The organism is Arthrobacter zhaoguopingii, assembly GCF_009828595.1.
Classification (GTDB): Bacteria; Actinomycetota; Actinomycetes; order Actinomycetales; family Micrococcaceae; genus Arthrobacter_D; species Arthrobacter_D zhaoguopingii.
Genome location: NZ_WPNY01000005.1, coordinates 143832 through 155126, shown reverse-complemented (window position 1 = coordinate 155126; position 11295 = coordinate 143832). Strand labels below are relative to the sequence as shown.

At 72.7% G+C, this 11295-nt stretch carries 11 protein-coding genes; 6 read left to right on the top strand and 5 right to left on the bottom strand.

The window, feature by feature from the left end:
- Position 1: 1 nt before the first annotated feature.
- Complete coding sequence (mtrA, locus tag GVV86_RS08915; RefSeq protein WP_159618035.1) at positions 2–679, bottom strand: MtrAB system response regulator MtrA; 678 nt, start codon at positions 677–679, stop codon at positions 2–4.
- A gap of 230 nt (positions 680–909) precedes the next feature.
- Between mtrA and GVV86_RS08910 the strand changes: the two genes are divergently transcribed.
- From GVV86_RS08910 to GVV86_RS08885, 6 genes are all read left to right on the top strand, one after another.
- Positions 910–2193, top strand: coding sequence for a DUF7847 domain-containing protein (locus tag GVV86_RS08910; protein ID WP_159802556.1), 1284 nt, complete (start codon positions 910–912; stop codon positions 2191–2193).
- Between the two features lie 43 nt (positions 2194–2236).
- Positions 2237–2899, top strand: coding sequence for a DUF4129 domain-containing protein (locus GVV86_RS08905; RefSeq protein WP_159802555.1), 663 nt, complete (start codon positions 2237–2239; stop codon positions 2897–2899).
- On the top strand, positions 2896–4182 hold the full coding sequence (locus GVV86_RS08900) for a DUF4350 domain-containing protein (RefSeq protein ID WP_159802554.1): 1287 nt from the start codon (positions 2896–2898) through the stop codon (positions 4180–4182). The genes GVV86_RS08905 and GVV86_RS08900 overlap by 4 nt, the downstream gene beginning before the upstream one ends.
- Positions 4179–5231: an AAA family ATPase gene (locus tag GVV86_RS08895; RefSeq protein ID WP_159802553.1), complete on the top strand. Its 1053-nt coding sequence runs from the start codon at positions 4179–4181 to the stop codon at positions 5229–5231. The genes GVV86_RS08900 and GVV86_RS08895 overlap by 4 nt, the downstream gene beginning before the upstream one ends.
- A gap of 60 nt (positions 5232–5291) precedes the next feature.
- The gene (locus GVV86_RS08890) at positions 5292–6584 is read left to right on the top strand and encodes a DUF58 domain-containing protein (protein WP_159802552.1); all 1293 of its coding nucleotides are present in this window, start codon (positions 5292–5294) and stop codon (positions 6582–6584) included.
- Positions 6585–6663: 79 nt separating this feature from the next.
- On the top strand, positions 6664–7326 hold the full coding sequence (locus GVV86_RS08885) for a DUF4166 domain-containing protein (protein WP_159618022.1): 663 nt from the start codon (positions 6664–6666) through the stop codon (positions 7324–7326).
- On the opposite strand, the gene GVV86_RS08880 is transcribed toward GVV86_RS08885, so the two are convergent.
- The 4 genes from GVV86_RS08880 to GVV86_RS08865 all read right to left on the bottom strand — a co-directional run bounded on the left by GVV86_RS08880 (position 7323) and on the right by GVV86_RS08865 (position 11208).
- The gene (locus GVV86_RS08880; RefSeq protein WP_246669926.1) at positions 7323–8399 is read right to left on the bottom strand and encodes a uroporphyrinogen decarboxylase/cobalamine-independent methonine synthase family protein; all 1077 of its coding nucleotides are present in this window, start codon (positions 8397–8399) and stop codon (positions 7323–7325) included. The two genes, GVV86_RS08885 and GVV86_RS08880, sit on opposite strands and share 4 nt — an antisense overlap.
- Positions 8389–8781: a chorismate mutase gene (locus GVV86_RS08875; protein WP_159618020.1), complete on the bottom strand. Its 393-nt coding sequence runs from the start codon at positions 8779–8781 to the stop codon at positions 8389–8391. Before GVV86_RS08875 ends, GVV86_RS08880 begins: the two co-directional genes overlap by 11 nt.
- A 61-nt stretch (positions 8782–8842) precedes the next feature.
- Positions 8843–9985, bottom strand: a complete 1143-nt coding sequence (gene mnmA / locus GVV86_RS08870) for a tRNA 2-thiouridine(34) synthase MnmA (protein WP_159618018.1) — start codon at positions 9983–9985, stop codon at positions 8843–8845.
- Positions 9982–11208, bottom strand: coding sequence for a cysteine desulfurase family protein (locus GVV86_RS08865; protein ID WP_159802551.1), 1227 nt, complete (start codon positions 11206–11208; stop codon positions 9982–9984). Before GVV86_RS08865 ends, mnmA begins: the two co-directional genes overlap by 4 nt.
- Positions 11209–11295 lie beyond the last annotated feature (87 nt).

The window sequence follows — 11295 nt, the reverse complement described above, 5'->3', positions numbered from 1 at the left end:
CTCAGCCTTGACCTGCCTTATATCCGACGCCGCGGACCGTCAGGATAATCTCGGGTGCCTCGGGGTCGCGTTCGATCTTCGAGCGCAGCCGCTGCACATGGACGTTGACCAGCCGGGTGTCAGCGGCGTGGCGGTAGCCCCAGACCTGCTCAAGGAGCAGTTCTCGGGTGAAGACCTGCCACGGCTTGCGCGCCAGGGCCACGAGCAGGTCAAATTCGAGCGGAGTCAGCGAGACCTTCTCATTGCCGCGGGTCACCGAGTGTCCGGCCACGTCGATGGAGACCTCGCCGATCCTCAGCGTCTCCGGCGCCCGCGTGTCTCCCGGCCGCAGCCTGGCGCGCACGCGCGCTACCAGTTCGGCCGGCTTGAAGGGCTTGGGCACGTAGTCATCGGCGCCGGATTCGAGGCCGCGTACGACGTCGGAGGTGTCGGACTTGGCTGTCAGCATCACGATGGGGACATCGGATTCGGCCCGGATCTGCCGGCACACCTCGATGCCGTCGAGGCCCGGCAGCATGAGGTCGAGCAGCACGAGGTCCGGCTGGGCCGACCGGAACACCCCGAGCGCCGCGGCGCCGTCTGCGCAGAACACCGGGTCGAACCCGTCATTGCGCAGCACAATGCCGATCATCTCGGAAAGGGCTTCGTCGTCGTCAATCACCAGGATGCGTGCCTTCATGCCTCAATAGTCTCCCATCCGGTCTCCAATGTCCCATTGGGCACTTCCTCCGCGTGCCGCAGCAGATCGCGCGGCATCGGCGGGAGGTGCTGTGGAGGTGCGGCGGGACGTTTCGCGCTCCGCCGGGCCCCCGGAAACACCAGTGTGTCCGCCTACTGCCCTCGGAAGGCACCGGTGATTATAGTTCAACGTGAACAGGCCGTACCGGCGCCCGCTTCGAGAAGGACAGCATGAGCAACGATCCATCCGACGGGTCCCGCCGGGACCCCGCCTGGCACCCTCCCACGGGGCCGGCGCCCGAGCAGTACCCGGGCTACCCTCCGCCCTCCGGCGCGGCGCCGGACCAACCGTTCCGCCCGCCGGGCCAGCAGGACCCGGGGGTTGCCGGACCCGGCCCCGGGGGCTCCGGCCAGAACAGCTGGGGCCAGAGCTGGGGCGGCGGGTACGGGCCGGACGCGGCCGCCCCCAACCCGCAGGCTCCTCAGGGCTGGGGTTCCCTCCCGCCGCAGGCCTACGCCGCTCCCCCCAAACCGGGGGTGATTCCGCTGCGCCCGCTGGGCCTCGGCGAGATCCTCGACGGCGCCTTCCAGGCCTGCCGCCGGAACCCGCTGGCCACCTTCGGCACGGCCATCCTCTTCCAGACCATCGTGGCTCTGGTGACCGTCCTGATGTCGGCCGGGGTGCTCAGCAGCCTCGACCAGCTGGCGATGGGCACCGTCTCCCCCGACCAGCTGGGCGGCACCGTGGCCTCGGTGGTCTCCTTCGCCTCGGTGGTGACCATCATCTCGGGCGGGGCGCTGCTCATCCTCCAGGGTGTTCTTGTGATTCCGGTGGCCCGTGCGGTGCTGAACCAGAAGACCGGCTTCGCCCAGCTGTGGAAGCTCTCGGCCCGCCGCATCCTCCCCCTGCTGGGGCTGGGGCTGATGCTCACCCTCGCGGTGGTCGTGGGCCTCGGCCTGTTCGTGCTGATCGCCATCGGGCTGGCCGCGGCGCTTGAGGACGCCTCACTGTTCATCATCATCCCGCTGATCTTCGCCGTCTTCGCGGTCCTCACCTGGTTCAGCATCAAACTGGTCCTCGCACCGGCGGCCCTCATGCTCGAAGGGACCGGACCGATGGCATCGGCGCGCCGGTCCTGGGTGCTGACCGGGCGCAACTGGTGGCGGACCTTCGGCATCGTCCTGCTGACGAGCCTCATGGTCTCGATCATCACCTCGGTGGTGGCCGCACCCATCAGCTTTATCGTGACCGCGCTGTTCAGTTTCTCCGACGCCCCGGCGGCCGGGTCGGCGGATGCGCTCGATTCCCTCCCGGTGCTGTTCCTGACCCAGGTCATCTCCGCCTTCTTCGCCGCCATCGGCTACGCCTTCCAGTCCGGCGTGACCTCCCTGCTGTACATCGACCTGCGTATCCGCAGGGAAGGCTTCGACGTGGTTCTCCTCGCCGAGACCGAACGGGCCGCTGGCCAGGGCGGCCCCGGGTACCGGCCGGGACCGCTGGAGGGCCTCCGGTGACTTTCTCCGCCCCGGCGCCCCGCCCCCGGGCGTTCCTCCGGTGATGGGGGAAACGCCGGTCGGCCCCGACGAGGCCCGGGAGCTGCTTCAGGACGAACTGGCCAAACCGGCCTATCAGGAAGCCCAACCCTCCCTGCTTGAACGCGCGGTCCAGGCCGCCCTCGACTGGATTCTGGAGGCACTGTCGGGCATCCGGTCGGTGGGGGCCGGACCGGGCACGCTCCTGCTGGCCGCAGGAGCCGTGCTCATCATCGTCGTGGCCGTCCTGCTGATCCGGCCCCGCCTCAACGCCCGGGCGGACCGCACCCAGCGGGCGGTGTTCTCCACCGGAGCCGCCCTTCCGGCCGCGGAGCACCGCCGCCGGGCGGCGGCCGCCGCCGGAGCGGGCCGGTGGAGTGAGGCCCTGGCCGAACGCCTGCGCGCGGTCGTCCGGGATGCCGAGGAACGCGGACTCCTCGAGGAGCGGCTCAGCCGCACCGCCACCGAGGCGGCCGCCGGCCTCGCACCGGCCTTCCCGGGCTCCGCCGGGGAGATCCGCTGGCTGGCCGAGAGGTTCAATGAGGTCCAGTACGGCCGGGGTGCCGCCTCGGAGGCCGACGAGGCCGACGCGGCGCGGGCCGAAGCGCTCGACGCCGCCCTGGCTGCTGGTGTTCCGGCGGGCGGAGGCGTCCCGGCGGGCGAGGGCGTCCCCGGGGCCGCCCGGTGAGCCGGCACGCCGCTCCCCGGCGGGCCTCGACGCCGCCGCCGTCCGCCCTGCCCGCAGACCCAACGGCTGCCGGCCCGCCACCAGCGGGCACGTCCGCCGCTCAGGCCGTGGCGGCCCGCGGGATCACCGGAGACGGCGGGAGCGTCGCCGCGACCGGCCGCCGGCGGCTGCGGCGGGCGCTGCCGGGGCTGCTGCTGGCCCTCGTCATCGCCGCCGTCGTGGTGCTCGGGCTGCTCACCCGCACCGACGCCGATACCACTCCGCTCTCGCCGGGCAATGCGACGCCGACGGGCGCCCGCGCCGTGGCCGAGGTCCTCGGCGAGCAGGGGGTGGAAGTGGTCCACGCGCGCACCCTGGCCGAGGTGGAAGCTGCCCGGGCCCGCCTCGGCGGCGCCACCCTTTTCTTTGCCGACCCCAACGGGTGGCTCAATGAGGAACAGCTGTCGTCACTGAACCGCTCGTTCCCCAGCAGAATCCTCGCCGCCCCCTCCGAGCCCCAGCTGGAAGTGCTGGCCCCGGAGATCCTGCCCGCAGGACCCGCCGAGGACGCGCGCGGAACGGTGCGCGCCGGCTGCGACGAGGAGGAGGCCCGGACCGCCGGGGAGATTACCGGCGGCGGTCAGCTGTACTCGGCTCCCGTCGAATGCTTCCGTTCCCCCTCCGCCGAGGGCGGTATGGGCGCCTCGTATGCCGCCGTCGGCGGGACAGTCGTCCTGGGCAACCCGGGAATCCTCACCAACGGCACCATTGAGGAGGCCGGCAACGCCTCACTCGCGTTGTCCACCCTGGGCACGGGAGAATCCCTCATCTGGTACCAGCCGACCACCGCGGACCTCGCCGGCGCCACCGGCCCACCTGCCAACCCGCTGGAGCTGCTTCCGGACTGGGTCAACACCCTGATGCTCTGGCTGCTCGGGTGCGCCTTCCTGGCCATGCTGTGGCGGGGCCGCCGGCTGGGCCCGCTCGCCGTCGAACCCCTCCCGGTCGTCGTCAGCGCCGCCGAGACCGCGGAGGGCCGGGCCCGCCTCTACCAGGGCTCCCGGGCCGTGCGGCACGCCGCGGCGAACCTGCTCGCGGCCGCCCTCAGCCGCGCCGCGGTCCGGCTGCGCCTGCCCCCGTCCAGCGCCCGGGCCGCCGTCGTGCAGGCCGTGGCCGACAAGACCGGCCGCCGCCCCGAGGACGTCCACTCGCTCCTTGACGGCCCGCCTCCGTCCACGGAGAAGGACCTCGCGCGCTGGGCGCAACAACTTCTGGACCTCGAAAAGGAGATCAACAACTCATGAACCGACAGAGTGGATGGCAGCAGGACGGCACCGGGGCGCACGCGGCGCACCAGGGGGTGGACACCGTGACGGAACAGGCTCCCGCGGGGCGGCCGGTCGATGATTCCCCCCGACGCGCACTCCTCGACGTGCGCGCCGAGGTCGGCAAGGCGGTCGTGGGGCAGGACGCGGCGGTGACCGGGCTGCTCATCGCCCTGCTCGCCAACGGGCACGTGCTCCTCGAGGGGGTGCCCGGGGTCGCCAAGACGCTGCTGATCCGCACCCTGTCGGCGGCGCTCAGCCTCGACACCAAACGGGTCCAGTTCACCCCGGACCTGATGCCCGGCGACATCACCGGTTCGCTCATCTACGAATCGCGCACCTCCGAGTTCACCTTCCGGGAAGGCCCGGTCTTCACCAACATCCTGCTCGCCGACGAGATCAACCGGACCCCGCCGAAGACCCAGGCCTCCCTGCTGGAGGCGATGGAGGAGCGCCAGGTCTCGGTGGACGGAGTCTCCCGCGCCCTCCCCGACCCGTTCATCGTGGCGGCCACCCAGAACCCGGTTGAGTACGAGGGCACCTACCCGCTGCCGGAGGCCCAGCTCGACCGCTTCCTGCTCAAGCTCGTGCTGCCGCTGCCCGGACGTGACGACGAGATCGAGGTGATCCGCCGGCACAGCGAGGGCTTCGACCCGCGGAACCTCGGCGGCGCCGGGGTCCGCGCCGTTGCCGGGGCCTCCGACCTCGCCGCGGCGCGCCGCGCGGTCGGCAGGGTGGCCATCGCCCCGGAGGTGATCGCCTACATCGTCGACCTGGTCCGCGCCACCCGGGCGGCGCCGTCGTTCCAGCTGGGCGTCTCCCCGCGCGGGGCGACGGCGCTGCTGACGACGGCGCGGGCCTGGGCGTGGCTGTCCGGCCGCAACTTCGTCACCCCGGACGACGTGAAGACCCTCGCCATGCCCGCCCTGCGGCACCGCGTCGCTATGCGGCCGGAGGCCCAGATGGACGGCGTCGGCGTCGATGAGGTCCTCGGCGGGATCCTCGCCGTCGTTCCGGTTCCCCGGTGAACCGCTGCCGCACCGCACCGCACCGCGCGGCCGGCGTAGGCTCCGGAGAGGAGGCCCGCGGTGGCGGTTAGCGGACGCCTGGTGCTGCTGGCCCTGCTCGGCGCGCTGCCCATCGTGCTGTTCCCCGGCGCGCTGCCCGCGCTGATCTGGGCCGCGCTGCTGGCCGCTGGTGTCGCCGCCGACCTGCTGCTTGCCGCCTCTCCCCGCCGGGTCGGGGTGCGCAGGGCCCTTCCCGCCACCGTGCGCCTGGGCGAAGGCTGCGTCGGCGCGCTCCTGCTGTCCAACGACACCGGCCGCACCCTCCGGGCGACCGTCCGCGACCCCTGGCAGCCCTCCGCCGGGGCCGCCAACCCCGAACAGCGCCTGCGCGTGGCCGCCGGCCGGGTGCACCGCATGGAGGTGTCCCTGCAGCCGGCCCGCCGGGGGATCCTCACCACGGGCTCGGTCACTCTCCGCAGCCACGGCCCGCTCGGCCTCGCGGCGCGCCAGCTGACCCTCCCCGCGCCGGCGGAACTGCGCGTGCTCCCGCCGTTCCTCTCCAAACGCCACCTTCCCTCGAAGCTGCGCCGACTCAGGGAGCTCGACGGGCGGGCCGCCGTACAGATCCGGGGCGCCGGGACGGAGTTCGATTCGCTGCGCGACTATGTGCGCGGCGACGACGTGCGCTCCATCGACTGGCGGGCCAGTGCGCGGCGGCGGGACACCGTGGTGCGCACCTGGCGGCCGGAACGGGACCGCCGCGTGGTGATCGTCCTTGACACCTCGCGGACCTCCGCCGCGCGGATCGCCGACGAGCCGCGCCTCGACACCGGCATCGAAGCGGCACTGCTGCTGGCGGTGCTCGCCCAGCACGGCGGCGACAAGGTGGACTTCCTCGCCTTCGACCGCCGCCTCCGGGCGCGGGTCGACTCCGGGGCCAAGGCGAACCTCCTCAACGCCTTGGTGCGGGCGATGGCGCCCCTGGAACCGGAACTGATTGAGGCGGACTTCTCGCGGATCCCGGCGCAGATCCGTTCGGTCTCCCCCCACCGGTCGCTGGTGGTGCTGCTGACCTCCCTCGACTCCGGCGCCGTCGAGGAAGGCCTGCTGCCGGTGCTTCCCGGACTCACCGCGCAGCACCTGGTGGTGATCGCCTCCGTTCGCGATCCGCGGCTCGAGGAGCTGCGGGCCGTGCGGGGCACGGCCGCCGACGCGTACCGGGCCGCCGCGGCGGAGCGGGCGCTGCTGGACCGGGAGGCGGTCACGGCGCAGCTGAAGCAGCTGGGGGCCGAGGTGGTCGACGAGCATCCGCTGGAGCTTCCTCCCCGGCTCGCCGACACCTACATCCGGCTCAAGGCGGCGGGCCGGCTGTGACCCCCGGGACCGCCGCCGGCAGTTCCCGCGGGCGGGGCACCGCCCGCGGACTCGAAAGCAAGCAGGGAGGAACATCGCGGTGAAATCGATCTACCAGGAGGTTCTGGGCCGGGACTTCGAGCGGCTCCAGCCGGAACTGCGCGAGTACTTCGGGCTCCACGCCGGCAGCGGAAAGGCCGGGGTGGGAACCGGCCGGTTCGACGTCGCCGGCTGCCCCGCCCGGTTCGCCCGACCGGCGTTCCGGCTCACGGCCCTCGACAACGCCTTCTTCCCCGAATACGAGACGTCGGTGCCGTTCACCATCGCCAACTACCCCCATACCGACCCGTTCGGCCGGCCGGCGCTCACCGCGCGGCGCGAGATCCGGTTCAGCACGGCGGACCGGGTGTTCGAGGACACCACGTCGCTGCAGGACGGACGGCTGACCGACTACCTGGGCTCGCGGCGGCGCATGGCGACGGCACTGACCTGCTCGGTCACGGACACCGGGCACATGCGCATGGTGTCCACCGCAACGCGCATCTTCGCGGGCATCCGGATCGCCCTGCCCGACGCCCTCGGCGCCAGCGCCACCATGGAGCAGTGGTGGGACGGACAGCGATTCCGCATCACAACCCGGGTGGTGCACCGCCAGCTCGGCACGCTGCTCGTGTACGCCGGGAGTTTCGACTACGAGCTTCGCCCGTTCGACGGCGTGCTGCCCGGGCCCGCGCAGCCGCGGCGGTGGGAGGAGCGGACCTAGGCCTCCGCGGCGAGCTGGGTCAGGGCCTCCGCGGCCCCGATCAGCCGCACCAGGCCCTGCCGGGCTGCGGCGGGGGTGAGCCCGGCCAGCCCCTCCAGGGAGGTCACGGTCAGGGCGCCCAGCGCCGTATCAGGGAGGCCGACCCGCCGCCAGGGGTCCACAACGGCGGCCACCAGAGCCGAGACCTGCGGCACCGTGGCGCCCGGGACCAGGATCCCGGCCACCAGCCGGCGCCCCGACTCCACCGCCTCGGCCAGCCGCTCCCACTGGGCGTCTGTCACTGCACCGAAGGGCAGCCCGAGCGCGTCGGCGGGGCTTGAGAGGGCGGCGTCGAGCACATCGTCGCCGCCGGGGACGCGGAGTACCAGCCGGTCGGCGCCGGCGGCCCGAACGGCCCGGTGCAGCCCCGCCCAGGCGTCGGTGGCCTCCTGGCGCGGCACCGCACGCAGCGTCCGGTAGCCGCTGGCGGTCGGGATCCGACCGGCGAGCACGGCGTCGGCCTCGGGCTCATCGAGCTGCACCTCGACGACGGCGCCGCGGGCCACCGCCGCGGTCCGCCGGACCAGGTCGGCGGCCCCCGCCGCCAGTGAGGCGTAGATCTCCCGCCGAGCGCCGGCGTCGAGCAGGGCCCGCTCCCCGGAGTGGAGATGCACGTTGGCCGCCACCGAGAGGGGTCCGCGCAGGTGCACCTTCACCCGTGCGGCGGGTGCCTCCTCGGCTCCGGCGATGTCGCCCAGCGCATTGAGGTCCGACGACAGCGCCGACTCCGCCCTGCGCTGGTCCTTCCCCGGGCGCGCCACAAGACGCCAGCCGTGGGGCTGAAGGTCGAAGGGGAGCTCAACGAGCATCCCGAGGGTGCGGCCGACGGCGTCGCTGCCGGGCCCGCGCTGCGGCAGGGCGGCAAGGAACGGCAGGTGCGGGCCGCCGAGTTCGCCGCGCACCGCCCGGTGCGCCTCCAGCGGGTCGGTGCCGGGCCAGTCGCCGGAGGCCGTGGCGGCGGCCTGCACGGCCCCGGTGTCGACCGCGCCGGCGGGAGTTCCGGTCCCGGGCGCGGAGGAGGGGTCAGGCGCCACCGGTGCCCTCCGGTGCGCGTCCGGACGCTTCCCCGTTGCGGGTCTCCGAAATCGCCTGGTGGTGGCGGATCACCTCGGAAATGATGAAGTTGAGGAACTTCTCGGCGAAGGCCGGGTCGAGGTGCGCCTCGGCGGCCAGGGCGCGCAGGCGCGCGATCTGGGCCGCCTCGCGGGCCGGGTCGCCGGCGGGGAGCCGGTGCTCAGCCTTGAGGTGGCCCACCCGCTGGGTGGCCTTGAAGCGTTCGGCCAGCAGGTACACGAGCGTCGCGTCGATATTGTCGATGCTGCTGCGCACCGACAGGAGTTCGGCCATCACCTCGGGCCGAACGGATCCCGCGAGGGAACTCGCCTCGGGGTCGAAACCACGTGTCTCTTCGCTCATGGAACCAGTCAATCAGACTTCCGGGGGCACCCTTAACTGTGTCTGCGGTGCCGCGGGAGGTTCAGCCGGCCGCGCTGGCCGGTTCGGGGCGGAGCGCGGACCGGGCCGAATCGATGGTCGCCTGGCCCAGCACGCGGCTGCCCTGGTACAGCACGACGGTCTGCCCGGGGGCCACCCCGCGCATCGGTTCGACCAGGCGCACAACGAGCTCGGTGCGTCCATCGGCACCGGCTTCGACGCGGGCACGGGCGTCGACGGGATCGCCATGCGCGCGCACCTGGGCCATGCAGTCGAATTCCTCACCGGTGTCGACCTCGGCGATGGGCCTTCCGGCCCAGGAGACCTTGATGCCGCGCATCTCATCGATGGCGAGCAGCTGCTCCGGGCCGACCACCACCGTGTTCTCCTTGGGCCGGATCTCCAGGACGAAGCGGGGCTTGCCGTCGGGCGCGGGCCGGCCAAGCTTCAGTCCCTTGCGCTGGCCCACAGTGAACGCGTTGGCGCCGGGGTGGGTGCCGAGCTTCGTTCCGTCGACGTCGAGGATGTCGCCCTCGGTGAGGTCGATGCGCTCCTCGAGCCAGCCGCGGGTGTCGCCGTCGGGGATGAAGCAGATGTCGTGGCTGTCCGGCTTGTTGGCCACCGACAGCCCGCGGCGCTCCGCTTCGGCGCGCACCTCGGCCTTCGACGGGGTCTCCGCAAGGGGGAACATCGAGTGCTTGAGCTGCTCGTGGGTCAGCACGCCCAGCACGTAGGACTGGTCCTTCGCCCAGTCCGCGGCGCGGTGGAGTTCCCGGTTGCCGTCGGCATCCTCGATGACCTTGGCGTAATGCCCCGTGCACACGGCGTCGAAGCCCAGCGCCAGGGCCTTTTCGAGCAGGGCGGCGAACTTGATCCGCTCGTTGCAGCGCATGCAGGGATTGGGGGTGCGCCCGGCCGCGTACTCGGCGATGAAGTCGTCGACCACGTCCTCCTTGAAGCGCTCCGAGAAGTCCCAGACGTAGTAGGGGATGCCGAGGATGTCGCAGGCGCGCCAGGCGTCCCGGGAGTCCTCGATGGTGCAGCAGCCCCGGCTGCCGGTGCGCAGGGTCCCGGGCATCCGGGACAGCGCAAGGTGCACCCCGACGACGTCGTGCCCGGCCTCCACGGCACGGGCCGCGGCGACGGCCGAATCGACCCCGCCGCTCATAGCTGCAAGTACCTTCATAGGGAAAAACCTGTTCCTGCCGTTTGGATTGATGATGCATGGCCGGCCATGCCCGCCTTACGCGCACGGTCGTAGGCGTCGGGGAGGGCCGCGAGAAGGGCGTCGATATCCTCCGCGGTGGAGGTGTGGCCCAGGGTGAAGCGTTGGGCGCCGCGGGCTTCGTTTTCGCTCAGACCCATCGCGAGGAGTACGTGGGAGGGCCGGGGCACGCCCGCGGTGCACGCCGCGCCGGTTGAGGATTCGATCCCTGCCAGATCGAGCAGGAACAGCAGCGAGTCCCCCTCGCAGCCCGGGAAGGTGAAGTGGGCGTTTCCGGGCAGCCGCGCTCCGGCGGGCGCCGGGTGCGCAACCCCGCGCAGGACGGCCTCGGGGACCACCCGCTGGACGCCCTCGATCAGACGGTCCCGCAGGGCGGAGAGCCGCGCCGCTTCCTCGGTCAGGTGCCCCACCGCCACGTCGGCGGCGGCGGCGAACGCCGCGATCCCGGGCGCGTCGAGCGTGCCCGAGCGGATATCGCGTTCCTGGCCTCCTCCGTGCTGGACCGGGGTGAGCTTCACCGCCCGGCCCACGAACAGCGCGCCCACCCCGACCGGCCCGCCGATCTTGTGAGCGCTGACGGCCATGGTGGCCAGCCCGGAACCGGCGAAGGAGACCGGAATGGAGCCGAAGGCCTGGACAGCGTCGGAGTGCACCGGCACGCCGGAGGCTGCGGCCAGAGCGGTGATCTCGGCGATGGGCTGGACGGTGCCCACCTCGTTGTTGGCCCACATGACCGTGACCAGGGCCGTTGCGTCGGCGTGGGCCTCGAGCTCGGCGCGCAGCGCTTCGACCGAGACGACGCCGGCGCCGTCGACGGGCAGCCACGTCACCTGCGCCCCCTCGTGCCGCTCAAGCCATTCGATGGTGTCCTGCACGGCGTGGTGCTCGACGGGCGAGGCGATGATGCGGGTGCGGCGGGGGTCCTCCGCCGTGCGGGCCCAGTAGAGGCCCTTGACGGCCAGGTTGTCCGCTTCGGTTCCGCCCGAGGTGAAGATCACTTCGGAGGGGTGGGCGCCGGCGGCCCGGGCGAGGCTTTCGCGGGCGTCCTCCACACCTCGGCGGGCACGCCGGCCGGAGCCGTGCAGCGAGGAGGGGTTGCCGCTGCGGCTGAGTTCGAAGGTCAATGCGGCGAGCGCTGGCGCCGATAGAGGCGTAGTCGCCGCGTGATCGAGGTACACGGGCATACATCGATTCTAGCGGCGGAGCCGGTATCCGCCGATTCGACGGCGGGCGCCGAGGGCGGCGCCGGCCTCCCCCCGGCGCTGCGGACG